Here is a 25,064-nt window from a genome sequence, read left to right as displayed (position 1 = left end):
TTTCGGCGCAAGCACTTTGGTGCTTGCGCTGAAATGGTTTCGATCGTCGTGTTCAGTGGCGGTTCGCGATCACAGTATGCAAAGCGGCGAGTAGTCACTGCGTCCACCGGTCGTCGGTGAGACGAGGAACGTGCACGGGTTGAACCCCACCTTCTCTATCTCCTTGGTCAGCCGACGCAGTTCGGAGTCGGACACGACCTTGTCGCGCGAGAGCAGGAATCCCGAGGCGCGAGTGGGTCACCGACGATCGCGTACTTGTACGGACCGTTCGGGTTCTCGCCGTCCTCGATGTAGGCGATGATGTAGTTCGGCGCCCCGTTGGGGTTGATGCTGGCGGGTGTCTGCGGGAACCGCACACTCAACTGGGCATTCGTCTTGGTGTCCACCACGGTGGCGCGCCCGATCACGCCGCCCCGCATGCCGGTGGGTCCGGTGCACTGGTTGTCGACACCGATGGTCTTCTCATCGATCCGGGTGTAGAACGCGCGCAGGTCACGCCCCAGAACGAGGGGACGGTCGCCAGCTGCCACCATTTGCCGAGGTAACGGTCGACGTCGACGTAGGCCACCGGGGCCAGGGGCGCGGCCTGCGCCGGACCGGTCCCGATGACGAAACCGATACCACGACGATGCCGGCGACAAGGGCTGCAAGGGTGTGTGTGACGCGCATGGTGTTCCTTTCGTGGGCCGATCGTCTACGTCGAGTCCCGATCGGCTGTCTGAAGAGTGTTCAGACCGCACGCGGTCACGGATGGGTCATGGGCACCCGGCAGGCCATGTCGGCGGGCATCATCGCTGGTGAAACGAAAGATCACATGTTGTAGACGTTGTTCGGGTTCCAGGTGGAGACCGCCCAGATGACGATGAGGTCGAGGACGATGATCAGGATCGCCCAGGCCGGGTAGTAGGGCAGCCACAGGAACTGCGCGATGATCGACAGTGACGCGATGACGATGGCGGCGATGCGCGCCCAGTCCGCACCGACCGCGAGTCCGCCGGCGACGAGGATGCCGACGATGCCGAGGATCAGGTGAATCCAGCCCCACGCGGTGAGGTCGAATTCGAAGACGTAGTCGCGGCCTACGACGAAGAGTTCGTCGTTGGCGATCGCCGAGATGCCCTGGAAGACCGAGACCAGGCCTGCGACGAAGAGCAGGGCGGCGGCGACGATCGAGATCCCGAAGGCGAAGCCCTGTTTGGCCGACGAGTTCGCCTGCTGGTCGGGGGTGGCGCTCATGGTGGCGTCCTTTCATGGTGGGGAACGCCGGCGTCCAGAGATCCTGGCGCGACGGCGCGGTGGCGTTGTTGCGGGTGGACCTTAACCAAGGATGGGACATCCGACCCGTGTCCCACAGCGTTTCGCTCAGTTCCGGCACATCTTTGAGCAGGCGATTTAGTACTCGGCGGGGGTCGGGTATAAGCTATCGCAGGCTACACACGGGGTGTGGCGCAGCTTGGTAGCGCGCTTCGTTCGGGACGAAGAGGTCGTGGGTTCGAATCCCGCCACCCCGACAGAGATCGGCCACGGTCGATCACAGAGATGTGTTGGTTGAGACACAGCAGTGAAACCCCGGTCGGCAGAGATGCGGCCGGGGTTTCCTCGTCTTCGCCGGTGACCTCGCAGTGGAGAGCGCGGGCTCAGATCTTCTGCTCGGAAGAGACACGATCGCCGAGGTGAGCGAGGATCTCGGGGTCGGCGCTGACGAACCGGTCGACCTCTTCGCCGCCGTCACAGCGCAACAGACTCACGGTGACATCCTCGGGACCGCGGCGGACGACCCGCCAGCAAGCACCGGAGTCCTCCCAGCGCCGCAGATCGTCGAGGGTCATGACGCAACGGGCTCCTTCGCTCAGCAACCCAGCTGCCGGGCCAGGTCGAGCAGATCGGTGGCGTGGAAATCGTTGTCCGGCGAACCGGAGTCGTCCTTGGGTTCGCCACCCCATTCGGCCGGTCGCTCGACGAACGCGGTACGCAGGCCGAAGGAGCGGGCGGCGTCGAGGTCCGACTGATGCGTCGCGACCATCATCACCTCGTCCGGTCGGACCTCGAGGAGTTCGGCGAGGCCGCAGTACGTCTCGCGCGCGGGTTTGTAGTGACGCCAGAGGTCGGAACCCCCGATGACGTCCCACCCGAAGCCGTTGTGTCGTGCCATGTCGGTCAGCAACGCCACGGTCCCGTTGCTGAGAGCGCACACGATGCGGTCCCGCTTGAGGCGCCGGATGCCTTCGGCGGCGTCGGGCCAGCCGGGGATGGTCCGCCACGCACGCACCAGCGCGCGGCTCTGTTCGGCGTCGAGAGTCACGCCGAAGGCCCCTGCGACCTCCCGGAGGGTCTCGGTCTGCAGGTCGTCGAGACGACGCCAGGGGAGCTCTCCGGCCTCGACACGCGCGAGGATCGGCGAGTAGCGGCGACGCCACTCACGCGCGAAGTCGGCGGAGTCGACCTCGGGGACGATCAGCGCCACGGCACCGGAGATCCCGGTGAACCAATCGGTGACCGTACCGAAGGTGTCGAACGCCAGGACCTTCACGCCGAGCGCGTTCACGAGTCGATCGACCCCCGGTGTGTTCGGGGGACGCTCACAGGGACTCGCGTGCCAGCTGCGGCAGCGACTGGTCGGCGTCGTAATCGGCGTCGCCGTGCGAGACCGGCGTCAGGGTGATGAGGCTGGCCTCCGGGCGGCAGCAGAAGCGGACGGGCGCGTACGGGGATGTGCCGAGGCCGGCGCTCACGTGCAGCTTCATCGACGACCCCCAGTTCGACGGTCCCTTCACCCGGGAACGGTCGATGTGGCAGTTGGTGACGAGCGCCCCGAAGAACGGCAGGCACAGTTGCCCGCCGTGGGTGTGGCCGGCCATCACGAGGTCGTAGCCGTCGGCGGCGAAGCGGTCGAGGACCCGCGGCTCGGGCGAATGCGTGAGGCCGAGGCGCAGGTGCGCCAGCGGGTTGGGGCGCCCGGCAATGGTCTCGTAGCGGTCCCGCTCGATGTGCGGATCGTCGACTCCGGCCGCGACCACCCGCACCCCGCTGACCTCGAGCTCACGCACGGTGTGTGTGGCGTCGAGCCAGCCGCGTTCGGTGAACGCCGCCCGCAGGTCCTGCCACGGAAGCGGTTCACCATACGTGCGCTGGTGATCCTTCTTGAAGTACTTGAACGGATTCTTCGCCTTGGGGCCGAAGTAGTCGTTGGAACCGAAGACGAACAGACCCGGACGCGACAGGAGGCCGCCGAGGGACTGGATCACCGCGGGCACCGCCTGCGGGTGCGCGAGATTGTCGCCGGTGTTGACCACCAGATCTGGTTCCAGCGCCTCGAGCTCGGAGATCCACGCCTGCTTGAGCCGCTGGTTGGGCATCATGTGCAGGTCGCTGATGTGCAGGACCCGCAGGGGAGAGGCGCCGGGTTCGAGGACCGACAGCGTCGTGTGGCGCAGGGCGAAGGCGTTGCGCTCGATGACCGTCGAGTAGACGAGGCCGGCCGCGGCGAGTCCCGCGGCACCGATCAGTGCGCGCGAACCGACCCCGGAACCGGGTGAACCGAGGCGTGAACGGCCGAGGCGTGCGAAGTCGAGTTCGGAGTGTTGCATCTGTTCAGAATACGCATCACCGAGCGCATGCCCACCCGTTCCCGGCCCCGGGCTCAGCCGGGTAGCTGGATCACGACCGGGCCGACACCGGGAACCACCACGGTGGTCTCGGTGGGACCGTTGCCGCCGTCACCGCCACCGGCGCGACGACCGTTGCTGACGTAGATGGTGACCGTGCTGCCGGGCATCGCGGAATCCGAGGGTGCGGTGAACACGACCGTGCCCTTGGGGCGGCCGCTGTCGACCTCGAGCTCGTTGACCTTGAACCCGGCCCGTTGCAGGCGTGAGGTCGCCTCACTGGCGGTCAGTCCGCTGACCTGCGGGATTCGTCCGCGGTCACTGCCGTTCCAGTATTCGCGGTCGATCGGAGGGAGCCGGACCGGACCGAACTTGGTCGCGACCGGTTTCACCGCCTGGAACCATGTCCGCGCGGGTTCCATACCGCCGAACACGTTGCCTTCGTAGCAGGACCGAAGCGGACTGGTGCACACACCCTGCGGGTTGGGGCCATCGCTGTAGACGTACGCGGCGCCGGCGATCTGGTTGGTGAATCCGACGAACGCCGACGACCGGTATGCCTCGGTCGTGCCGGTCTTACCCGACATCGGAAGCGTCCAGCCGACCGAACCCGCGGCGCCCGCGGCGGTACCCGCACCCACGTCGTCCTTGCTCATGGTGACGGCGAGGGTGTCGGCGAGACCCTTGTCGACGACCTGTTCGCAGCCCGGAGCGTTGAACGGGACCGTGGTGAGGGCACGCTGCCCGTCGGGCCCGATCACCGGGTTGCCGTACTGATCGCGCTTCACCCGGCTGATCGACTTGATCGGGTTGGGCGGGCACCAGACGCCGCCGGAGGCGATCGTCGCGGCGACGTTGGCGAGCTCGAGCGCGTTGATGGGCAGCGGCCCTAGCGTGAACGAACCGAAGTTCCCGTCCTTGACGTACTGGGCAATGCTCTTCTCGCCGTTTCCCGACGAGCCGGGGACGGTGTAGGAACGCAGGCCGAGGCGGACGGCCATGTCGACGGCCGGCTTCACGCCGACCTGCTGCAGCAGCTTGACGAAAGCGGTGTTCGGCGATTGGGCGAGCGCATCGGTCACCGACATCGCCGCGGGGTAGCGGCCGGCGTTCTTCACGCAGTAGGCGTTGGCCGGACACCCGTTCACCCCGCCGCTGTTACCCATGCCCTCCACGGCGACGAAACCGGGCACCGGGATCGTCGACCCGGCGCCGAGACCCTTCTCCAAGGCCGCAGCCACGGTGAAGATCTTGAACACCGAGCCCGCGCCGTCGCCGACCATCGAGAACGGTTGCGGCTGCATCGTCTCGCCGGCATTCAGGTTCAGTCCGTAGCGGCGACTCGACGCCATGGACAGCACGTCGTGGGACTTGTCCCCGGGACGGATGGTGCTGATGACATCCGCGACACCGTCGGCGGTGGGACTCGCCTGGGTCTTTGCCGCACGGTCCGTTGAGCGCTGCACGTCGGGGTCGAGGGTGGTCTGGATGATGTACCCGCCTCGCAGCACGGAGTTGCGCGACATCCCGTTCTCGGCGAGGAACTGCAACGCGTAGTCGCAGAAGAAGCCCTTGTCGTCGGCGGCGATGCAGCCCTGAGTGGGCGTCCGCGGACGCGGGAGCACGCCCAGCGGCTTCTCCTTGGCCGCCATCAGCTCGGCGCGTCGTTCGGGGAAGTTGTCGATCATCGTGTCGAGTACGAGGTTCCGGCGCGTCAGCGTGTCCTCGGCGTTGCTGTAGGGGTTGAGCGCCGAACTCGACTGCACCATGCCCGCGAGCATGGCCGCCTGCTCTACCTGCAGGTCCTTCGCCGGGATCCCGAAGTAGGTCTGCGCGGCCGCCTCGATGCCGTAGGCGTTGTTGCCGAACGGGACGACGTTCAGATAGCGGGTGACGATCTGCTTCTTCGCCTCCTGCTTGGCGGCGGCGTCGTCGAGACCCTTGTCGCGCTTGGCCTCGTCGATGAGGGTCTGTTCGAGCGTGAGGGCCATGCGCACCTCGCGCAGCTTGCGCGCCGGGGTCGTCTCGACCGCGGCCTGGCGGTCGGCCTCGGTGCGGGCGAGCACGAGCAGTTGATAGTTCTTGATGTACTGCTGATCGAGCGTCGACGCACCCTGCTGGACCTCGCCCGACGACGAGTTCTTCAGCGCGGCGCGGATGGTGCCCTTCCAGTCGACGCCGTCGTGCTCGAGGAAGCGCCGGTCCTCGACGGAGATGATCGCGCGGATCATGTCGGGCGAGATGTCGTTGTATCCGACCTGGTAGCGGTACTGGTCGAACAGCACCGCGATCGGCTTTCCGTTGACGTCGGTCATTGTGGTGACCTCCGGCAAGGTGCCGTTCAGGAGTTCGGAGGAGACGTTCTCGACTGCCGCGGCCGCCCGGTTGGAGACGACTCCGACCCCACTGGCCACCGGATACATCAGGCCCGCGACGAGAACCCCGGCCAGCAGGCTCGCCCAGGCCAGTGACCACAGTTTCTTCGACATCACCCCGACAGGATACGTGCGATCGGTCCGAACATCGCCCAGCCTCGCCCCCGAGATCCGACGGGACCGTTGTGCCTGGACACGATCCCGGCGTGCTCGAAGAACGGCCCGACCGCGCGTCAGTGCAACCGTCCGATCGGATGAGTTTGCACGGTGGTCCCACTTTGTTGCGCTCCAGGGGTTGCGCACCCATGCACAGATCCCTAGATTGAGTGCAGAATGTGACTCACTTAACAGTTTGCTGTAAATGTGGTCTGAGCAGCGAGTTGAGCCCCGGCTTCGGGGACATGCGGAACACGATGAGTAGGGGTGGCGGATGGCGACAGCGGCAGTTTCTACCGGAGAAGATCGCTTGGCCTGGGTGGCCAGAGCACGATGCCGAGGCGGAGACCCGGACGATCTGTTCGTGAGAGGAGCAGCCCAGCGCAAGGCCGCCACGATCTGCCGGCACTGCCCGGTACAGCTCGAATGCGGTGCCGATGCCCTCGACAATCGCGTCGAGTTCGGTGTGTGGGGTGGCCTGACCGAGCGTCAGCGTCGCGCACTCCTGCGCCAGCATCCCGAGGTCACCTCGTGGTCGGCGTTCTTCGAAGCCCAGCGCCGGCGTCAGCGCGCCGACGCGGTCTGACCCACCAAGACACATCAGCAAACGCAATTCGGCTCGACCGACGGAAGCCGGCCGAGCCGATTGTCATCAGTCGGTGGTGAAAGCGCTCAGCCCCGTCCGGTGATCTGCTCCGCGACTGCGCGCAGTGCGGTCACGTCCGCGACCTCGAACGGCAACGCCGGGACCCCGACGATCGGGACCCGCGGATGGGCCGCCGTGAATCTCTGCAGCAGATGGAGTTCGCGCTTCGCGGTGGCGGCCCGGTCGGCGTGGATCTGTAGCACCCCGCGAGTCAGGTCGTCGGTGACCGACTCGAGTGCCACCAGCGCCGCCTCCTCGTGGATCGAGGTCAGGTTCGGGTGGGTCCGGTTGAGGATCAGACCCGCGAGCGGCATCGTCTCCTCCCACAGCCGGTCGACGAAGAATGCGGCCTCACGCAGCGCGTCGGCCTCGGCCGCGGCGACCACCGCGAACTGGGTGCCCGGCTGCTTCAGCAGTTCATAGGTCTTCAGCGCGCGGTCCTGGAAACCGCCGAACATCGAGTCCAGGGACTGCACGAACGTCGCGACGTCGCGCAGCATGTCGCCGCCGATGATGGTGGAGACGCCCCGCATCGCCAGGCTCATCGCCCCGGTCACCATTCGGCCGACACCGCGTCCGCCGCCGACCAGCACCTTCATCAGCCGACCCGACAGGAACGAGCCGAGACGCTGCGGCGCGTCGAGGAAGTCGAGGGCGTTCCGGGACGGTGGCGTGTCCACGACGATGAGGTCCCAGTGCTCCTGCTCGAGCAGCTTGCCGAGCTTCTCCATCGCCATGTACTCCTGCGTGCCGGAGAACGACGACGCGACCGTCTGATAGAAGGCGTTCTCCATGATCGCCTCGGCGCGTTCGGGACTGGAGTACTCGAGCACCATCTCGTCGAAGGTGCGCCGCATGTCGAGCATCATCGCGTCGAGCGTGCCCTTGCCATCGATCGGAACCGGCTGCGGCTCGTTGGTGAGCTGCGACATTCCGAGTGACTGCGCGAGCCGCTTGGCCGGGTCGATGGTGAGGACCGCGACGGTGCGGCCCTGCTCGGCTGCGTACATCGCCATGGCGGCCGCGGTGGTGGTCTTGCCGACGCCGCCGGCACCACAACAGATGACGACGCGGGTCGCGGGGTCGGTCAGCACCGCCCCCATCTTGAGGTCGAGTGGCATCACGCACCCGCTTTCTGGAGAAGGTTGGCCAGCTCGTAGATGGAACCGAGGTCGATGCCGTCGCCGAGGGACGGCAGTTCGAGGGTCGGCAGTTCGACCTCGTCGAGCTGGGCCTTCGCGATCTGCTGTGCCTGCAGGCGGGTCGCATGTTCGATGGTCTCGGTGAGCAGCCCGGACAGATCACCGTCGGCGAGCTTCACGCCGGCGGCGCTCAGGTTCTCCTCGATGCGCGAGGCATCGATCTGTCCCTCGGCGATCTCGTCGATCGTGTCGGCGGGCAGGTGCGGTGCACTGACCCGGTTGATGATCAGGCTGCCGAGGTTGAGGTTCTTGCCGCGCAGCTCCTCGATCGCCTCGATGGTCTCCTGGATCGGCATCGCCTCCAGCAACGTCACCAGGTGGACGACGGTCTCCTCGGAATGCAGCAGGCGGACGACACCCTCGCTCTGGTTACGGATCGGACCGGTCTTGGCGAGGTCGGCCATCGCCTGGGTGACGTCGAGGAAATTGCCGATCCGGCCGGTCGGCGGTGCGTCGACGACCACCGCGTCGTAGACGCGCTCGCCCTGCTTGTCGGTGTGGATGATGCGCTCTTTGATCTTGCCGGTGAGCAGCACGTCGCGCAGACCCGGTGCCACCGTGGTCACGAAGTCGATGGCGCCGATGCGCTTCATCGCCCGGCCGGCGAAGCCGAGGTTGTAGAACATGTCGAGGTATTCGAGCAGTGCGTGCTCGATGTCGACGGCGAGCGCCGACACCTCGCCCCCGCCTTCGGCAGTCGCGATCCTGGTGTCGGTCGGCGGCAGCGGCGGTATGTCGAAGAGCTGCGCAATGCCCTGCCGGCCCTCGGTCTCCACCAGGAGAACCTTCTTGCCGTCGGCGGCGAGTGCGAGCGCGAGCGCCGCCGCGATGGTCGTCTTACCGGTCCCGCCCTTACCCGAGACGAAGTGCAACCGGGCGCGCGATGCCGCGTCCGGCCACTCGTTCGCGTCCGCAACGGAAGAGTTGTCTGTCACGCCGGAATCGAGACCTTCCCCCGCCCCGGAACGTGAGCCCTGTTCATTGGCCACCGCAACACCTTATCCATTGATCGTCGGCAGATAGGGTGAGTCCATGACTGAAGTGACCGCGTGGGAGTACGTGACGGTGCCGCTGCTGACGCACGCAACCAAACAAATCCTCGATCAGTGGGGCGCCGACGGCTGGGAACTGGTGTCGGTGCTGCCCGGCCCGACCGGTGAGCAGCACGTGGCCTACATGAAGCGACCGAAGGGCTGAGCATGGCTGCAACCTGGACAGATCGACTCGCCGAGCTCGGCATCGCGCTACCCGACGTGGTGCCTCCGGTGGCCAGCTACACCCCGGCCGTGCGGACCGGCAACCTCGTCTACACCTCGGGACAGCTCCCGATCGTCAACGGCGAACTCTCGGTGCACGGCAAGGTGCACGACGGTGCCGAGGGCGTCGTGCGTCCGGATGAGGCCACCGATGCGGCGCGCGCCTGCGCGCTGAACGCGCTCGCCGCGGTGCACGCACTGGTCGGTATCGACTCGGTGGTGCGCATCGTCAAGGTGGTCGGTTTCGTCGCGTCGGCCCCTGGCTTCACCGGTCAGCCGAAGGTCATCAACGGTGCGTCGGATCTGCTGGGCGAGATCTTCGGCGACGCGGGAGTTCACGCTCGTTCGGCCGTCGGTGTCGCCGAACTGCCGCTCGGTGCACCCGTCGAGGTGGAGCTGATCGTCGAAGTGGCCTGACGTCTCTTTGGACGTCGCGCTGCTGGTCGTCGCGGCCGCAGCCGCCGGATGGGTCGACGCCGTGGTCGGCGGCGGTGGATTGGTGTTGATCCCCGCGATGCTGATCGCGCAGCCCGGCCTGCCGACGGCGACGGCACTCGGCACCAACAAACTCGCCGCGGTCTTCGGCACCGCATCGGCAGCCTGGCGCTATGTGCGGCACGTGCGCGTCGATCTACGACGGCTCGTCCCGGTGTTCCTCGCCGCGCTCGTGTTCTCGGCTCTCGGTGCGCTGGTGGCGATCTCGTTGCCGACGGAGATCTTCACGCCGATCGTGCTGGTGATGCTCGTCGGCGTGGGACTCTTCGTCGCGCTGAATCCCGGGTTCGGCGGCGACACGTCGTCGGGCCCGCGGTCTCGCCTGTCGACGATCGCCGGCCTGGTGATCGCCGGTGTCGTCGTCGCGTTCTACGACGGGGTGATGGGTCCCGGAACCGGGACCTTCCTCATCATCAGCCTCACCGCTCTCGTCGGGACGACGTTCTTGGAGAGTTCGGCGATGGCAAAGGTCATCAACACCGGTACCAACCTCGGGGCGCTGACCGTGTTCGGGCTCCAGGGAAATGTGCTGTGGCTCTTGGGTCTCGGACTCGCAGTCGCCAATATCGTCGGCGCCCAGATCGGCTCGCACATGGCCATCGGGCGCGGTAGTTCGTTCGTGCGGTGGGTGCTCCTGGCCGTCGTCGTGGTGATGGTGGGGAAGCTGGGGTACGACCTGATCACCGACTGATCCACGTGCGCAGGCGAAAAGGCGTGGCGGTGCCGGGCCGGAACGGGAGATGCTGTGGGGGTGAACGCCCCCACCGAATCCGCCGCCGACTCGACGCGCGTCGCGATCCAGCGTCGCACCGTCGTCCTGCTGTGCCTGGTTCAGGTGCTGGGCGGCGTCTCGATGGGCGGTGCCCTGGCGCTGGGCGCGATTCTCGGTGAGGAGCTGTCCGGGACCGAATCGCTGGCCGGGTTGCCGGCCACGGTGTTGACACTCGGCGCGGCAGCAGCCGGGCTACCGCTCGCGGCGCTGGCGTCGGCGCCCGGTCGGCGACCCGCGCTCGCCACCGGGCTGATAGTCGCTGCCACCGGCGCGCTGATCGTGGCCTTCGCTGTGGACCGCGGCTGGTTCCTGCTGATGCTCGCGGGGATGATCGCGCTCGGATCGGGGACGGCGGTCAGCCTTCAGGCCCGGTTCGCGGCGACGGACCTGGCCGCGCCGGAGACACGGGGTCGCGACCTGTCGCTCGTGGTCTGGATGACGATGGTCGGCGCCGTCGTCGGTCCCGCGCTGGTTCCGCTCGGGGCGCCGGTCGCGGGTTGGGTCGGGATGGCGGACATGGCGGGGCCGTTCCTGTTGGGCGCCGTCGGGTGCCTGTGTGCGGCAGCCGTGCTCCTCGTCGGTCTGCGGCCCGACCCGCTCGTGGAAGCGAATCGTGGAGTTTCCGAATCGACATCGAGACCATCTCTGGCGGAGGGGCTTTCGGCGATCATGCAATCACCCGCCGCCCGAGCGGCGTTGGCGGCGGTCGTCTCGGCGCATGCAGTGATGGTCGGGGTCATGGCGCTGACGCCCGTTCACCTGCACCACGGCGGCGTGTCGGTGACGCTTGTCGGACTCTCGATCAGCGCCCACATCGCCGGGATGTTCGCGCTCTCACCGCTGATGGGCATCCTCGCCGACCGCGCTGGAAGAGTGCCGGTCATCCTCACCGGTCAGGCCGTTCTCGTCGTCAGTTGCATCGTCGGGTTCGTGTTCGTCGACTCCCAGGCCGGACTCGTCGCCGCACTGGTCCTACTCGGCATCGGGTGGTCGGCGTCCACGGTCGCGGCGTCGACCCTGCTGACCGACGCCGTAGAGGTCATCAGACATGCTGCGGCACAGGGTGTCTCGGACACCTCGATGAGTCTCGCCGGAGCCGGGGCGGGTGCGCTGGCCGGGGTCGTGGTGGGTGCGTTCGGATACGCCACCCTCGTACTCGGTGCCGGGACGATCGCGGTGGTCACCGCCGTGTACGTGGTGGTCGACGGTGCGCGCGGGCGCCGGCAGGCCGCGATGGCCTACAGTCCGATCATCGGCCTTGCAGGGGAGGGATCAGCGTGTCACAGCAACTCGTCGGACGAACGGGTGTCGTGACACTGGCGATCCCCGGGGGAGAGACTCTCGGCGAGATCGAACTGCCTTTCGGCGGAGGGACAGAGCGGTTCCTGGCGCGCGCCACGGAACCGCTCGACGACGACACCCCGGTGCTGGTGATCGCCGAACTGCCCGGCCGGGTCGTCGACGTCGAACGCTGGACAACGCTCCCCGGGCTCTGACCTGCATCGCCGGTGCATGTGAATGGATGATCGGCGCCGGCAGCGAGATGAGGCAGTATGTGCTGCAACGATGCGATGATTTGCGATCGGCAACCTTGATGTGACGACACGAAACAATGCAAGACGCACCTGACGCGAGGAGAAGAGCATGCTCGGTTACTACGTCCCGGAACCCGACGAGGCGATGCTCATCTCGGGTGCGAAGGCCCATGAGGGCGACGCACCGTTCGTCGTGATCGTCGGCCACGGCAAATGGGTGATGCCCTTCTTCCGCAAGGTCCGGTTCCTGTCGATGGCATTGCACGAGGCGTCGATCCGTGAGGTCTGCGTGACCACGCAGGGCATCCAGCTCAACGTCCGCGCAGTGATCGCGCACAAGGTCGGCAACGACGTCGTGTCGATCGTCAACGCCGGCCAGCGATTCATCTCCGAGCAGGAGAACGAGATGAATCAGCTGACCGGACAGATCTTCTCCGGCCATCTCCGATCGATCGTCGGTTCCATGACGGTGGAGCAGATCATCCGCGAACGCGACACCCTCGCCCGGCAGGTGCTCGAGGCCTCGAAGAGGGAGATGGGATCGATCGGCCTGGTGGTCGACTCGTTCCAGATCCAGTCGATCGACGACATGGACTCCGGCTACATCAACGCGCTTGCCGCACCGAACATCGCGAAGGTGCAGCGCGAGGCCGCTGTGGAACGTGCTCGGGCCGACCAGGAATCGGCGAAGGCGCAGCAGGAGTCCCTGCGCAACCAGGCCGACTACGAGCGGGAGACCGCGATCAAGCGCGCGGCCATCAAGGCCGAGACCGACAAGGCCAACGCCGAGGCCGCCCAGGCCGGCCCGCTCGCCCAGGCGAGGGTCAACCAGGAAGTCATCCGCGAGCAGTCGGTGCTGGCGCAGGCGCAGGCCGAACTGCGTGAGCAGGAACTGATCTCGGAGGTCGTGAAGCCGGCCGAGGCCGAGGCGCGTCGCCGCGCGATCATCGCCGAGGCCGAGGCGAAGGCCGTGGAGATCCAGTCGGCCGCCGCCGCGCAGCACAACCGGATCGCGCTCGACCAGCAGCTCATCGAGGCGCTGCCGACCCTCGTGGGTGAAGTCGCCAAGGGGCTCAGCACCGCCAACCTCACGGTGTACAACGGCGCCGAGGGCGTCAACGAGATCATGACCGGCGTCATCACCCAGGGCGCCGCGCTCCTGCGCAGTCTGCAGGATCAGGTCGCGCCGACCGTGCTCGACGAGGCGTCGGACCAGTCCGTGAACGGCACCCCGGTCAGTGGGGTCTGAGGAACAGATGACCTTCTCCGAACAGCCCCTCCGTGACCACGCCGTACCGCCGAGCTGGCACAGCCGATTCGCCTTCTTCGACGCCTACGGCCCGCCGGCGGATCCGCCGTCCCGAGAGGCGATGAAACACTTGCCCTTCGGGCAACGGGTGCGCATCACCTTCAATCCACTGGCGTTCTTCTTCGGGCCGATCTACTTCGCGGTTAAGGGCATGTGGCGCAAAGGCCTGATGCTGTTCGGGCTGACGCTGGTCTTCAATGCGCTGCTCCTGGCCCTGAACGTCCCGAGCAGCTTCGACATGGCCATCGCGTGTGGTGTCGGTGCGCTGTACGCGACGACCGCGAACTACGCGTGGTACCTGCATGTCCGGAATGACAACCGTTCGTGGAACATCTTCGAGGGCACGACTCGCAGCAAGGGCTGAGTCGGGATCGGCTCACGGTGGCCGGATGGCCGAGCCGGGTGACCGGGGCCGTCGTCAGTCGATAGGCTCGGACACCATGAGCACCCCGAACGATGACGCCGCCGTCCACCCCGCCTACGGGGTGCTCCGAGAGGTAACCCCCTTCGCGTCGGTCCTGCTGTGCGACAACTCCGGGATGATGGAGCTCGACGGGACCAACACCTACGTGTTGCGCGCACCGGGCAGTGACGAGTGCGTCGTCGTCGATCCCGGTCCACCGAAGTACAAGCACCATGCCCGACGTCTTGCGGAGCTCCCCGTCGCGCTCACCCTGATCACGCACCGGCACTTCGACCACACCGGCGGTGTGGCCCGTCTGCACAAGCGGACGGGTGCACCCGTGCGCGCCCGTCTGGAGAAGTTCTGCCGGAATGCCGATCCCCTGCGCGACCGCGAGGTCATCGAGGTCGCCGGCCTGCGGATCACGGTGCTGCACACGCCCGGACACACCGGGGACTCGGTGAGTTTCCTCGTCGAGCACGAGGACCGGCGTGCGGTGCTCACCGGCGACACCATCCTGGGCAGCGGCACGACCGTGCTCGACCCGAGCGACGGCGGGCTGCGGGACTATCTCAACTCGCTGAACCGGCTCATCGTCGAAGGTGAAGGCGCGGCGCTGCTTCCGGCACATGGCCCCGACCATCCGGATCTCGTGCCGGTCGCCCGGTTCTACAAGACTCATCGCGAGGAGCGGATCGATCAGATCGTCGCCGCCCTCGACGCCATGGGCGTCTCTCCGCACGAGGCCAAGCCGATGAAGGTCGTGCGCCGCGTCTACTCCGACGTCGACAAGAAGCTGTGGCCGGCGGCGCGGATGTCGGTGAAGGCGCAGCTGGAGTACCTGCGCGAGGCCTGAGGCCGAAAGCAAGAGCCGCTCGCTCCCGGAGGAACGAGCGGCTCTTGTGGTTCGTCAGCGTGCGCGACGCGCCAGGCGCTCGGAGTCGGCGATCAGGACGCTCTTGCCCTCGAGGCGCAGCCAGCCGCGCTGGGCGAAGTCGGCGAGTGCCTTGTTCACGGTCTCGCGCGAGGCGCCGACCAGCTGGGCGATCTCTTCCTGGGTCAGGTCATGGGTGACGCGCAGGGCGCCGCCCTCCTGGGTGCCGAAACGCTGCGCGAGCTGCAGGAGCTGCTTCGCGACGCGACCGGGCACGTCGGTGAAGATCAGGTCGGCGAGGTTGTTGTTGGTGCGGCGCAGACGACGGGCCAGCACGCGGAGCAGCTGCTCGGCGATCTCGGGACGATCCTTGATCCACGCGCGCAGGGCGTCACGGTCCATCGACACCGCGCGGACCTCGGTCACCGTCGTCGCCGACGAGGTACGGGGGCCCGGGTCGAAGATGGAGAGCTCACCGAACATGTCCGACGGTCCCATGATCGTCAGCAGGTTCTCTCGGCCGTCGGGTGAACGTCGGCCGACCTTCACCTTGCCGGACATGATGATGTAGAGCCGGTCACCGGGCTCGCCTTCATGGAAGATCACGTGTCCACGAGGGAAATCCACGGGCTGAAGCTGCTTGGTCAGCGCCGCGACGGCAGAGGGCTCGACGCCCTGAAATATGCCTGCCCGCGCCAGTACTTCTTCCACCTAGGGAACCTTTCTCGAAATCTTTGCTACAGCCACGTGTGAGATCGCGCCCTTGGTTACGCTACCCCGCGCACGAGCATATGTGTTGAATGGGTCACTGACGGTGCAATGAGTGTGTGTCTGACCGACGAGATGCCCGGGTTTGGCGATCAGCGGCCGCGATCGGCCGGAGAACACCGCAAAGGACGCGTCCGGGCGGGCCGGACGGCGAGTACGGGGGCCGGTGGATCAGCTGGCCCGCTGCGGCGAGGCTGCGTGATCGGCGGTCGCTGGTTCGTGGCCGGGGAAGCGGTGGGGCCGAAGTTCGTGGAGTGCGGCGGGTGCGGGATCGCGAGGCGGCTTACCGGCGTTCTGGGACCCCGTGCGGTCGATGAATTCGTCGACGTCGTCGTTGGAGACGGACACGCGGTCGATCCGGGCCTGCACCTTGTCCATGCCCATGGCGAAGAGCATGAGTACCGCCGGGAACAGCAGTGCTGCGAGACCATGCATGGGGACAAGTAAACACAATCGGCCGCGCAGAAACCTCATCGGATGGGACGACGTCACTGACTTGTTACCTGACCGTAGGTTGTGTCCCTCATCCCGGCCCGTCGAGCCACGTAGCTCACACCGGCGCCGTGATGAGGCCACTGACCTGGGGTGATGCTGCCGGACCCACGGTTCGGCGCGACCGTCGTGGGCCGTGATGAGCGGAGTTCGCCCAGCACATCGCTAACCTGAATCACGTGAGCGCACGGAAGGCTGCGTCGGTGGGTCAGGCCCCGGCACACAAGCAGGAGACCCCCCTCGGGTTGGTCCGACGCGCGCGACGGATGAACCGCACCCTCAAGATCGCGTTTCCGCACGTCTACTGCGAACTCGACTTCACCAACCCACTCGAGCTGTCGGTGGCCACGATCCTGTCGGCGCAGTGCACCGACGTGCGGGTCAACCAGACCACCCCGGCGCTGTTCGCGAAGTACCGCACCGCCCGCGACTACGCCGAGGCCGACCGCACCGAACTCGAGGAGATGATCCGCTCCACCGGCTTCTACCGGAACAAGGCGAACTCGATCATCGGACTCGGCCAGGCCCTTGTCGAGCGCTACGACGGCGAGGTCCCGAACAACCTTAAGGACCTGGTGTCGCTACCCGGCTTCGGCCGCAAGACGGCCAACGTCGTCCTGGGCAATGCGTTCGGGATCCCCGGCATCACCGTCGACACGCACTTCGGCCGACTCGTCCGGCGCTGGCAGTGGACCGAGGAAGAGGACCCGGTGAAGGTCGAGCACGCCGTCGGCGAGCTGATCGAGCGCAAGGAGTGGACCGACCTGTCACACCGCGTGATCTTCCACGGCCGGCGTGTGTGCCATGCCCGCAAACCGGCTTGTGGCGTGTGCATCCTCGCCAAGGACTGCCCCGCGGTGGGCACGGGTCCGATGGACAAGGCCGAGGCCGCCGCACTGGTCAAGGGCCCGGAGACCGACCACCTGCTCCGACTGGCGGGACTCGCCGCGCCGTGAACGACACCGCCAGCGAACCGGCGACTCCGCAGCCCGCCGATTCCTCTCCGAGCCTCATGCCACCGCCCTCCCGGTTTCCGGCCGCTGCGCGCTGGACCCTCGTCTTCGTCATCGTGATGATCGCGCTCATCGTCGCGATCTGGCCCCGCGGTGAGGCCCCGTCGCCGACCACCGGCGCACCGCCGTCGGTCAGCGGTGTCCGGCCCTTGGACGCGCCGGTCGACGAGGCGCGCGTGGCGAAGGCACGCACCGACGCGGCGCTCGCCGACTGCCCGGTCACCGGACTGCCGGAGAGCCCGGGTTCGGTCCTGGCCGGGATCGTCGAACCGTGTCTGGGGACCGGCGCGCCGTATGACATCGGCGCAGCCACCGCGGGCAAGCCCCTCGTCATCAACGTCTGGGCGCAATGGTGCGGACCCTGCAAGACCGAGTTGCCCTACTTCGAGGAGTTCGCGGCGCGCGCCGGCGACCGCGTCACGGTGCTGGCACTCCATGCCAAGGAGGGCGGGACCAACCCGTTCTTCCCGCTGACACTGCTCACCGAGATCGGAGTTCGCTTGCCGTCCGTGCTCGATCCCGACGGCCGGGTGGCCGCCGCCATCACCGCGCCGCGTGTCTTCCCGTCGACCGTCTTCCTGCGTCCCGACGGCACGATCGCCAAGGTGTATCCCGGGGTGTTCGACAGTCCGCAGGAGATCGCGGACGCGGTCGAGGAGTACCTGGACGTGACGGTATGAACGATCACCCGCACGTCGGCCCGCTCGTACATCACGACGAGATCCCGCCGTGGTTGCATCCGCTGACCAGCGACGTCGCCGCCGTCTCCGAGAGCGTCAACAATCGTGGTGGGGACCGCACGCGATGGGCCCAGTTGTTCATGCGCGACCGTCGCGCGGCTGCGGTCCTCGTGCTGTTCTCCGGTTCCTGGGAGGCCGCCGGCGATCATCCCGGCGGCGTTCCGGCCGACGCCGAGGTGCTGCTGACCGAACGCGCGTCGACGCTTCGTCAGCACAGCGGGCAGGTCGCATTTCCCGGTGGTGCCGCCGATCCGGGTGACGACTTCCCGGTCGGCACCGCGCTGCGCGAGGCCCGCGAGGAGACGGGACTCGATGCATCGGGCGTGCACATCCTGGCCAGCCTGCCGACCTTTCCGGTCCCGCCGTCGGGCTTCGACGTGGTGCCGGTCATCGGCTGGTGGCACGAGCCGAGCGAGGTCCGCGTCGTCGACCCGGGGGAGACCGCCCGCGTCGACCGCATCAACCTGCGTGAGCTCCTCGCACCCGAGAACCGCTTCCAGGTGCGTCGCTCGGTGATGGGTGGTCGCCTCTATCAGGGGCCGGCCTTCTTCGTCGACGGTCTGCTGGTCTGGGGTTTCACCGGCGGACTCATCGCGGCCATCAGCGAGGCATCCGGGTGGGACAGGCCCTGGGACAAGAACGACATCCGGCCGCTCGACGAGATGATCGAACGCGCCGGCAACCGTCAGGAATCGGGATTCAGCGCCGTCCATCCGCGCGGGATGGTCGACCCGGACACCCATGGCGAACCGGGTGCGGGCTGATGACGGGCTCCACCTGGGTCGATGTCATCGTCATCGGCATCGCGCTCCTCGCGGCGATCAGCGGTTACCGATCCGGTGCCGTCGCCTCAGCGCTGGCGTTCATCGGCGTTGCGCTGGGTGCGGTGGCCGGGTTGTTGCTGGCGCCACATCTGATCGAGCGGTTCGACGACCTGCAGGTTCGTGTACTGGTTGGGATTCTCGTCCTCGTCGTGCTGGTGGTCATCGGTGAGGTGGCCGGCATGGTGCTGGGTCGCGCCGCACGTGGTGGCATCCGGTCGCCGGGGCTGCGAGCCATCGACAGCGGCGTCGGCTCGATACTCCAGGTGGTGGCCGTTCTCCTCGCGGCGGGATTGCTCGCGATCCCCTTGCGCGGTTCTGCCGACCCGGCGATCGCGGGCGCGGTGCGCGACTCCAAGGTCCTGACCGGCGTCGAGGTGCTGTCGCCGCAGTGGGTCAACGATCTGCCCGGCGATTTCAAGGCACTCCTCGACAGTTCGGGGCTCCCCAAGTTCCCGTTCGTGAGCTCGCCGTCGACCAACGTCGACCCTCCTGACCCGGCACTGGCCGGCCTACCTGTGGTCCGCCAGGCAAGGCCGAGCGTCGTCAAGATCGAAGGTGTCGCACCCAGTTGCCGTCAGGCCCTCGAGGGCAGCGGCTTCGTCGTCTCACCCGAGCGTGTGATAACCAATGCCCACGTCGTGGCCGGGACCGAGCGTCTGGAGGTGGAGACCTCGACCGGGGCCCGGTTGCCCGCGAAGGCCGTCCTCTTCGACAGCGACAACGACATCGCCGTCCTCGATGTCCCGGGCCTGCGGGCCCCCGCCCTGAAGTTCGCCTCACGGCCCGCATCGACCGGCGACGACGCCATCGCGCTCGGCTTCCCGGAGGCCGGCCCGTTCTACATCAGTCCGCTGCGGGTGCGGTCGGCGTTCATGCACACCGGTGACGACATCTACCGGACCGGCCAGGTCACGCGTGAGGTCTATGCGGTCCGCGGTTCGATCCGGCAGGGCAATTCCGGTGGGCCGTTGCTGAACTCAGACGGTGAGGTGCTCGGCGTCGTGTTCGGTGCGGCGGAGAACGCGGCCGACGAGACCGGCTTCGTGCTCACCGCCCGTCAGGTGCGTGCCGACTTCGACGAATCCGAGCGGCGAAGCGATCGGGTGAGTACCAAGAGGTGCGTGCTGGCCTGATCCGCCGGGCTTTCTTCGCGGCGACGTCGTTGGTCGCTTCCGGTTTCGTACGGAGGAAGTCGAGGATCGCCTCGGTCACCGCCGCGGGCTGTTCCTGGTGCACGAAGTGTCCGCTGCCCTCGAGCTGCCGGTAGGTCTGGTGCGCCGCCCACCGATGGCCGTCGGTCATGGCGTCGTTCAGTATGTACGGGTCGTCGCGGCCGCGTAGCGCGAGTACCGGCAGATGCAGCCGCTGGTCCATGAGCTCCATGAAACGCATTCCGTCGGGCCGGAACTGGGAGCGGAACGCCCAGCGCCGGTACTCCAGACTGCAATGCGCGACATACGGGATCAGCATCGCCGACCGGTTCAGTTCGACCGTCTGCGCGTAGTCGGGTTCGGCGCGCCAGGCCGGCGACGACCGCTTTGCGAAGTAGTCGGCGATGAACGCCGCGTCGTCCCGCGTGACCTGCCGCTCACCGAGGCGCGGGATCTGGTTGCGCAGGAAGGGCTTCAGGAACTGTGATCGCTGTGCCCGGTCACGTAGCGCGCGCCGGCGCAGTGCCCGCGGGTGAGGCGAGGCGAGGACGACGATCCGGTCGACGACGCGGGGATGCAGGGTCGCTGTCGCCCAGCAGACCAGGCCGCCGTCGGAGTGCCCGATAAGGGTCGCACTGGTGTGTCCGAGAGCTCGGACGAGACCGTTGGTGTCGCCGGCCAGGGTCCAGCCGTCGTAGCCGCGCGGTGGCTTGTCGGTGTCGCCATAGCCGCGCAGGTCGACTGCGACGGCCCGGAAGCCGGCCGCGCCGAGTGCTCTCAGCTGATGTCGCCAGCTCCACCAGAACTCGCCGAAGCCGTGCAGCAGCAGTATGAGCGGCCGGTCGCCGGTGGGGAGCCCAGCCGGTTCGACTGCGTGGAACCGGACACCGTTGGCGCGGACGTCGAGGTGCTCCCAGTCGCCGGGCAGACGAACGCTCGAGGGGTCAGGTGCCTCGCTCAATGCTCAGCCCTCGCGGGCGGGAGGAATCCTCGGATGCGCCGGGGCCTGCGAATGGTCGGAGCCGCGGTTGGGCAGCACGGAGGAAAGCTCGTTGACGGACTCCATCGTCTTCTTCGGGCCACGGACCTTCTTGAAGAAGATGTACCCGACGAGGGTTGCGACGCAGGTGACCACGACCAGGATCAGGAAGACGATGAGGAACGCCAGCCAGCGCCACACGAACTCGTCGAGCAGTTCGGCCAGGAAGAAAAAGAAGAAGAAGCTGGAGTACAGCGCCATCACGCCGGCGACGATCAGCAGACCCGTTCCCGCGCCCGCCTTCTTGGCCTCACCGACGAGTTCCGCCTTGGCCAGGGCGACTTCGGACCGGAACAGCGTCGAGACACTCGCGGTGGCGTCCTTGACCAGGCTCCCGATACTCGGCTCACCGTTCGGGCCGGCGTTCGCATCGGACAGTGGGATCGAGGGGACGGAGTCCCGGGGGATCGACGGGACGGAGTCCCGGCCCGCTTCAGGCAGGCCGTGCTCGTTGGGGCTCACAGAATCCTCCGTTGTTCGGCTGATGCCATATGTTGCCATGCGTGGGCTCACGAGGTGGCGGCCCACCCGGCGAGGCGTCGATGAAGTGGCCCGGAACGCGCGATGCGCCACCGGTGAGGCGTTCACCGGTGGCGCATCGACGCTGTCCGTTCCCTCCGGGAGCGAGCGTCTCGAAGGATCAGGCCCTCTTCGCCCGGATCGCCTCGAAGACCGCAGGATCGACGAGCGTCGAGGTGTCGCCGAGCTCGCGGCCCTCGGCGACGTCCTTGAGCAGGCGCCGCATGATCTTGCCCGACCGCGTCTTGGGCAGCTCCGGCACGACGTTGATCTCGCGCGGCTTGGCGATCGGGGAGATCTCCACCGACACCTGCTGGCGCAGTTCGGCGATCAGCTCGTCGCCGGTGTTCTCGACGCCCTCCCGGAGGATGACGAAGGCGACGATGCCCTGACCGGTGGTCTCGTCGGCGGCGCCGATGACCGCGGCCTCCGCCACGCCGGAGTGGCCGACGAGGGCCGACTCGACCTCTGCGGTCGAGATGCGGTGGCCGGACACGTTCATCACGTCGTCCACGCGGCCGAGGACCCAGAGGGCGTGGTCCTCGTCGTAGCGGGCACCGTCACCGGCGAAGTACCAGCCCTGCTCGGCGAATCGGGACCAGTAGGTCTCGCGGAAACGCTCCTCGTCGCCCCAGATGCCGCGCAGCATCGACGGCCACGGCTGATCGAGGACGAGGTAACCCTGTTCGCCTGCACTGACGGGCTTGCCCGCGTCGTCTACGATGTTCGCGCTGATGCCGGGCAGCGGTTTCATCGCCGAGCCGGGCTTGGTCTCGGTCACACCGGGCAGCGGCGAGATCATGATCGCGCCGGTCTCGGTCTGCCACCAGGTGTCGACGATCGGTGCCTTGCCGCCCCCGATGACCTCGCGGAACCACTTCCACGCCTCGGGATTGATCGGCTCGCCGACGCTACCGAGGAGGCGGATCGACGACAGATCGTGGGCTTCGGGGATCTGCTGGCCCCACTTCATGAACGTGCGGATCAGGGTCGGGGCGATGTAGTAGATGGTGACGCCGTACTTCTCGATGATCTCGAAGTGGCGGTGCTCGTTGGGGGAGTTGGGGGTGCCCTCGTAGACGACCTCGGTGGCGCCGTTGGAGAGCGGGCCGTAGACGAGGTACGAGTGGCCGGTCACCCAGCCGATGTCGGCGCCACACCAGAAGACGTCCCGGCTTTCCTTGTGGTCGAAGACGTAGTGGAAGGTGTAGCTGACCTGGGTCAGGTAGCCGCCGGAGGAGTGGACGATGCCCTTGGGCTTGCCGGTGGTGCCCGAGGTGTAGAGCAGGAACAGCGGATGCTCGGAGTCGAACGCCTCCGGCTCGTGGACGTCGGACTGCTGCTCGACGGTGTCCTCCCACCACACGTCGCGGCCCTCGACCCAGTTCAGGTCGGGGTCGTGGTCCGTGCGACGGACGACGAGGACCTTCTCGACCGACTTCGCGGCGTCGACGCCGGTGCCCAGCGCCTCGTCGACATGGGTCTTGAGGGGAGCGGGCTCGCCGCGGCGGTACTGGCCGTCGGTGGTGATGACGAGCTTGGCTTCAGCGTCGTCGACGCGGGAGCGCAACGCGCCCGACGAGAAGCCGGCGAACACCACCGAGTGGGTGAGTCCGAGACGCGCGCACGCGAGCATCGAGACCAGGGCCTCGGGGACCATCGGCATGTAGATGGCGACGCGGTCGCCGGCCTCCAGGCCGATCGAGGCGAAGTAGTTCGCGGCCTTGCTGACCTCGGCCAGCAGCTGGCTGTAGGTGAGGTCGCGGGTGTCGCCGGGTTCGCCGACCCAGTGGATGGCGACACGATCGCCCTTGCCTGCGGCGACGTGCCGGTCAACGCAGTTGACCGAGACGTTGAGCTTGCCGCCGACGAACCACTTGGCGAACGGGGCGTTCGACCAGTCGAGGGTGTCGGTGAAGTCGGTGGCCCAATCGAGACGGCGTGCCTGTTCCGCCCAGAACTCGAGTCGGTCGGCGTCTGCACGGGCGTAGATCTCGGCGGAGGCATTGGCCTGCGCGGCGAACTCCTCGGACGGCGGGTACGCCTGGACGGTGGTGGAAGACATCGGTGAAATGAGCCTTTCGCTTCTCGACGGCGGGTCAACCCACAGTAAAAGGTGACCCGGCGGGATGACGGATCGCTGGTGTGAGCGTAGTCACGTCACGTTGCAACCGGGTACCGGTGCTCCGCCGAGCGTGATCGATTCGCGATGAGCGGCGGCTCCGCCGCGATGAGCGGTCGCCGTGATTGTGCAGAAGCGTCGGTGTGGCCCGTGAGGATCACCCGCGGGAATGGGTTAGGACAATTGTCCGAAACCGTCACTAACAATAAGCTCGCTGATGGTTCGGCGCGGCCACTCGATGTGGTTTCGGTTTTGTCGGTCGGTTGAACCACTTCCGTCGCGGGCCGATCGTCATGGCCTCGGGGCTCCGGAACCGGGTCCCGGGAACACGCGATGTGTTCGCGCAACTATCGTCGGGGCGTGACCAACGATCCTCTGGCTCCGCTACTGGACCTTCCTGGTGTGGCCGATGCGGCCGACCGGGCGCGTGATGCGTTGTCCGCGGTGCACCGGCACCCCGCCAACCTGCGCGGATGGGACAAGACGGCCACCGAGGCGTCGTGGCGCGCCGGTCGTTCGTCGGCCGCGATCGACGGGGGAAGTGTCGAACTCCGACGCGACGGGGACTTCGACGATCCGATTCTCGCCGGCGCGATGCGTGTGTCCCAGGCGCTCGACGGGGAATCCCTCGAGATCCTGACCGGCGTGGTCCGACGTGCCCCTGCTCAGGCGCTTGCGCGGCTACACACTCTGGCGGCGGCTGACCTGGTCGAGGATCCCGATCAGCTCGGCCGACCGCGCGCTGAGACGGATGTTGCAGAACGTCTCGACCTGTTGGGGCAGTTGATAACCGGTGCGACATCTGTGCCGGCGCCGGTGCTCACCGCGGTGGTGCACGGCGAGCTTCTCGGGCTCGAGCCGTTCCCCACGGCCAACGGCGTGGTCGCACGTGCCGCGTCGAGGCTGGTCGGTGCGGCGACCGGACTCGACCCCCACTGTCTGGGCGTCCCGGAGGTCACCTGGTTCAAGCGGGTGGCGGAGTATCGGTCGCTGTCCGCGGCGTTCGCCTCAGGCAGTCCGGACGGACTGCGGGACTGGCTCGTGTTCTGCTGCGAGGCGCTCGAAGCCGGTGCGGCGGAGGCGAAGTCGATTGCAGATGCGGCCCGGGCGGGGTAATCCGTTCCGATCCCGGACAGCACTGCGGGCGGCCTCCCTGTCGTTACCGACGAGGTTGCCGCCCGCGTAGCACGGACTCAAGTTACCAAGCGTGCTTGGTGGGTTGTGGTCACCGCCTCGGCGAGGGAACGCGAGTCAGGCCGCCCGAACCGTCCACGTGCTGCCATCTCAGGGCCGTTCTCCCCGGGCTGTCTACCGTCGGGGGAAGGCTGTGGCGCATCAAGTGTGGCGATCGTTTCTCCTGGTCGCGATTTCGCAGGCGCACAACGCTTTTGCCTCTATGCGGCGTGCTCCGCGTGGGTACTTGCCGCCCGTGCTGGGAAGTGCTCGGCGTGGGGGCTCGGTCCTTCTCTTCCGGATCGGGCTTGGCCTTCCGAACTTCCGTACCACTGTTGTACACCGTGATCGCGGTCACATCAAGTGATCGGTGTCCAAATGTTGATCGACCTCTCCGGATCGGCAGGAAGCGCTGCGGGGCAGCGCATTCGGAGCTCCGATGGCCGCACTCGACGCTCTGTGCGTGTTCGGGCAGCGCGTCGTGCGGGAGTCCTCGACCTGCCGGCGGGGGGCTGGTTCGTCATGACCATCAGGGCTGCGGAGGCCGCTCGCGACGCCAGTCGGCGTCGTGGTGCGTCCGCAATTCACCGACTGC

Annotated in this window: 26 protein-coding genes, 1 tRNA gene and 1 pseudogene; 15 read left to right on the top strand and 13 right to left on the bottom strand. The window is 67.3% G+C overall.

The window, feature by feature from the left end:
* Positions 1-69: 69 nt before the first annotated feature.
* Both GOAMI_RS04010 and GOAMI_RS04005 read right to left on the bottom strand, forming a co-directional pair.
* A pseudogene (locus tag GOAMI_RS04010) lies at positions 70-669 on the bottom strand (lipocalin family protein).
* Positions 670-810: 141 nt separating this feature from the next.
* Positions 811-1,236 (bottom strand): DUF7144 family membrane protein, encoded by a 426-nt coding sequence (locus tag GOAMI_RS04005; protein ID WP_006435109.1) that lies wholly within the window; start codon positions 1,234-1,236, stop codon positions 811-813.
* Between the two features lie 201 nt (positions 1,237-1,437).
* Here GOAMI_RS04005 and GOAMI_RS04000 point away from each other — a divergent pair.
* Positions 1,438-1,511, top strand: a tRNA-Pro gene (locus tag GOAMI_RS04000).
* A 126-nt stretch (positions 1,512-1,637) separates the two neighbouring features.
* Here GOAMI_RS04000 and GOAMI_RS03995 read toward each other — a convergent pair.
* From GOAMI_RS03995 to GOAMI_RS03980, 4 genes are read right to left on the bottom strand one after another with little or no spacing between them, the layout of a single operon-like run.
* A complete protein-coding gene (locus GOAMI_RS03995) occupies positions 1,638-1,829 on the bottom strand; it encodes a hypothetical protein (RefSeq protein ID WP_006435108.1) in 192 nt (63 codons plus the stop codon).
* A 20-nt stretch (positions 1,830-1,849) separates the two neighbouring features.
* On the bottom strand, positions 1,850-2,545 hold the full coding sequence (locus GOAMI_RS03990; protein WP_006435107.1) for a haloacid dehalogenase type II: 696 nt from the start codon (positions 2,543-2,545) through the stop codon (positions 1,850-1,852).
* Between the two features lie 34 nt (positions 2,546-2,579).
* Positions 2,580-3,587, bottom strand: coding sequence for a metallophosphoesterase (locus tag GOAMI_RS03985; RefSeq protein WP_006435106.1), 1,008 nt, complete (start codon positions 3,585-3,587; stop codon positions 2,580-2,582).
* A 53-nt stretch (positions 3,588-3,640) separates the two neighbouring features.
* Complete coding sequence (locus GOAMI_RS03980) at positions 3,641-6,094, bottom strand: penicillin-binding protein (RefSeq protein WP_006435105.1); 2,454 nt, start codon at positions 6,092-6,094, stop codon at positions 3,641-3,643.
* A 316-nt stretch (positions 6,095-6,410) separates the two neighbouring features.
* On the opposite strand from GOAMI_RS03980, the gene GOAMI_RS03975 reads away from it, so the two are divergent.
* Positions 6,411-6,722 carry a WhiB family transcriptional regulator gene (locus tag GOAMI_RS03975; protein ID WP_024499565.1) on the top strand — a complete coding sequence of 104 codons (312 nt, stop codon included), beginning with the start codon at positions 6,411-6,413 and terminating at the stop codon, positions 6,720-6,722.
* A gap of 86 nt (positions 6,723-6,808) precedes the next feature.
* On the opposite strand, the gene bagB is transcribed toward GOAMI_RS03975, so the two are convergent.
* Both bagB and bagA read right to left on the bottom strand, forming a co-directional pair.
* On the bottom strand, positions 6,809-7,903 hold the full coding sequence (gene bagB / locus GOAMI_RS03970; protein ID WP_006435103.1) for an ArsA family ATPase: 1,095 nt from the start codon (positions 7,901-7,903) through the stop codon (positions 6,809-6,811).
* The gene (gene bagA / locus GOAMI_RS03965) at positions 7,903-8,973 is read right to left on the bottom strand and encodes an ATPase BagA (RefSeq protein WP_006435102.1); all 1,071 of its coding nucleotides are present in this window, start codon (positions 8,971-8,973) and stop codon (positions 7,903-7,905) included. Before bagA ends, bagB begins: the two co-directional genes overlap by 1 nt.
* A 43-nt stretch (positions 8,974-9,016) precedes the next feature.
* Between bagA and sp36 the strand changes: the two genes are divergently transcribed.
* From sp36 to GOAMI_RS03930, 8 genes are all read left to right on the top strand, one after another.
* A complete protein-coding gene (gene sp36, locus GOAMI_RS22920) occupies positions 9,017-9,181 on the top strand; it encodes a Sp36 family protein (protein ID WP_006435101.1) in 165 nt (54 codons plus the stop codon).
* Between the two features lie 2 nt (positions 9,182-9,183).
* A complete protein-coding gene (locus GOAMI_RS03960; RefSeq protein ID WP_006435100.1) occupies positions 9,184-9,657 on the top strand; it encodes a RidA family protein in 474 nt (157 codons plus the stop codon).
* 7 nt (positions 9,658-9,664) lie between these two features.
* Positions 9,665-10,426, top strand: a complete 762-nt coding sequence (locus tag GOAMI_RS03955; protein ID WP_006435099.1) for a TSUP family transporter — start codon at positions 9,665-9,667, stop codon at positions 10,424-10,426.
* 54 nt (positions 10,427-10,480) lie between these two features.
* Positions 10,481-11,821, top strand: a complete 1,341-nt coding sequence (locus GOAMI_RS03950) for an MFS transporter (protein WP_006435098.1) — start codon at positions 10,481-10,483, stop codon at positions 11,819-11,821.
* Positions 11,785-12,003 carry an NfeD C-terminal domain-containing protein gene (locus tag GOAMI_RS03945; RefSeq protein ID WP_006435097.1) on the top strand — a complete coding sequence of 73 codons (219 nt, stop codon included), beginning with the start codon at positions 11,785-11,787 and terminating at the stop codon, positions 12,001-12,003. Before GOAMI_RS03950 ends, GOAMI_RS03945 begins: the two co-directional genes overlap by 37 nt.
* 148 nt (positions 12,004-12,151) lie before the next feature.
* Positions 12,152-13,291, top strand: coding sequence for an SPFH domain-containing protein (locus tag GOAMI_RS03940; protein WP_006435096.1), 1,140 nt, complete (start codon positions 12,152-12,154; stop codon positions 13,289-13,291).
* Between the two features lie 7 nt (positions 13,292-13,298).
* Positions 13,299-13,715: a DUF2628 domain-containing protein gene (locus tag GOAMI_RS03935; protein WP_006435095.1), complete on the top strand. Its 417-nt coding sequence runs from the start codon at positions 13,299-13,301 to the stop codon at positions 13,713-13,715.
* Between the two features lie 76 nt (positions 13,716-13,791).
* The gene (locus GOAMI_RS03930) at positions 13,792-14,610 is read left to right on the top strand and encodes an MBL fold metallo-hydrolase (RefSeq protein WP_006435094.1); all 819 of its coding nucleotides are present in this window, start codon (positions 13,792-13,794) and stop codon (positions 14,608-14,610) included.
* Positions 14,611-14,664: 54 nt separating this feature from the next.
* Here GOAMI_RS03930 and GOAMI_RS03925 read toward each other — a convergent pair whose 3' ends face one another.
* Together GOAMI_RS03925 and GOAMI_RS03920 are read right to left on the bottom strand one after the other, a co-directional pair.
* Complete coding sequence (locus GOAMI_RS03925; RefSeq protein ID WP_005194565.1) at positions 14,665-15,339, bottom strand: Crp/Fnr family transcriptional regulator; 675 nt, start codon at positions 15,337-15,339, stop codon at positions 14,665-14,667.
* A 228-nt stretch (positions 15,340-15,567) separates the two neighbouring features.
* Positions 15,568-15,831, bottom strand: a complete 264-nt coding sequence (locus GOAMI_RS03920) for a hypothetical protein (protein ID WP_024499553.1) — start codon at positions 15,829-15,831, stop codon at positions 15,568-15,570.
* 236 nt (positions 15,832-16,067) lie between these two features.
* Between GOAMI_RS03920 and nth the strand changes: the two genes are divergently transcribed.
* Genes nth through GOAMI_RS03900 form a run of 4 tightly spaced genes read left to right on the top strand, consistent with a single transcriptional unit; the run spans position 16,068 to position 19,598 of the window.
* Positions 16,068-16,844: an endonuclease III gene (gene nth / locus GOAMI_RS03915; protein WP_174324704.1), complete on the top strand. Its 777-nt coding sequence runs from the start codon at positions 16,068-16,070 to the stop codon at positions 16,842-16,844.
* Positions 16,841-17,581, top strand: a complete 741-nt coding sequence (locus tag GOAMI_RS03910) for a TlpA family protein disulfide reductase (RefSeq protein ID WP_040004548.1) — start codon at positions 16,841-16,843, stop codon at positions 17,579-17,581. Before nth ends, GOAMI_RS03910 begins: the two co-directional genes overlap by 4 nt.
* Complete coding sequence (locus tag GOAMI_RS03905; protein ID WP_006435090.1) at positions 17,578-18,405, top strand: NUDIX hydrolase; 828 nt, start codon at positions 17,578-17,580, stop codon at positions 18,403-18,405. The genes GOAMI_RS03910 and GOAMI_RS03905 overlap by 4 nt, the downstream gene beginning before the upstream one ends.
* Complete coding sequence (locus GOAMI_RS03900; RefSeq protein ID WP_006435089.1) at positions 18,405-19,598, top strand: MarP family serine protease; 1,194 nt, start codon at positions 18,405-18,407, stop codon at positions 19,596-19,598. The genes GOAMI_RS03905 and GOAMI_RS03900 overlap by 1 nt, the downstream gene beginning before the upstream one ends.
* Here GOAMI_RS03900 and GOAMI_RS03895 read toward each other — a convergent pair.
* The 3 genes from GOAMI_RS03895 to acs all read right to left on the bottom strand — a co-directional run bounded on the left by GOAMI_RS03895 (position 19,513) and on the right by acs (position 23,239).
* Positions 19,513-20,577 (bottom strand): alpha/beta fold hydrolase, encoded by a 1,065-nt coding sequence (locus GOAMI_RS03895; RefSeq protein ID WP_006435088.1) that lies wholly within the window; start codon positions 20,575-20,577, stop codon positions 19,513-19,515. The two genes, GOAMI_RS03900 and GOAMI_RS03895, sit on opposite strands and share 86 nt — an antisense overlap.
* Before the next feature lie 3 nt (positions 20,578-20,580).
* Positions 20,581-21,117, bottom strand: a complete 537-nt coding sequence (locus tag GOAMI_RS03890) for a phage holin family protein (protein WP_006435087.1) — start codon at positions 21,115-21,117, stop codon at positions 20,581-20,583.
* A gap of 178 nt (positions 21,118-21,295) precedes the next feature.
* A complete protein-coding gene (gene acs / locus GOAMI_RS03885; RefSeq protein WP_006435086.1) occupies positions 21,296-23,239 on the bottom strand; it encodes an acetate--CoA ligase in 1,944 nt (647 codons plus the stop codon).
* A gap of 417 nt (positions 23,240-23,656) precedes the next feature.
* Between acs and GOAMI_RS03880 the strand changes: the two genes are divergently transcribed.
* A complete protein-coding gene (locus GOAMI_RS03880) occupies positions 23,657-24,412 on the top strand; it encodes a Fic family protein (RefSeq protein ID WP_006435085.1) in 756 nt (251 codons plus the stop codon).
* Positions 24,413-25,064 lie beyond the last annotated feature (652 nt).

Origin of the sequence: Gordonia amicalis NBRC 100051 = JCM 11271 (assembly GCF_000332995.1) — a bacterium.
GTDB lineage: Bacteria > Actinomycetota > Actinomycetes > Mycobacteriales > Mycobacteriaceae > Gordonia > Gordonia amicalis.
The sequence above is the reverse complement of the archived record's forward strand: the minus strand, read 5'-3'. Positions and strand labels throughout refer to the sequence as shown.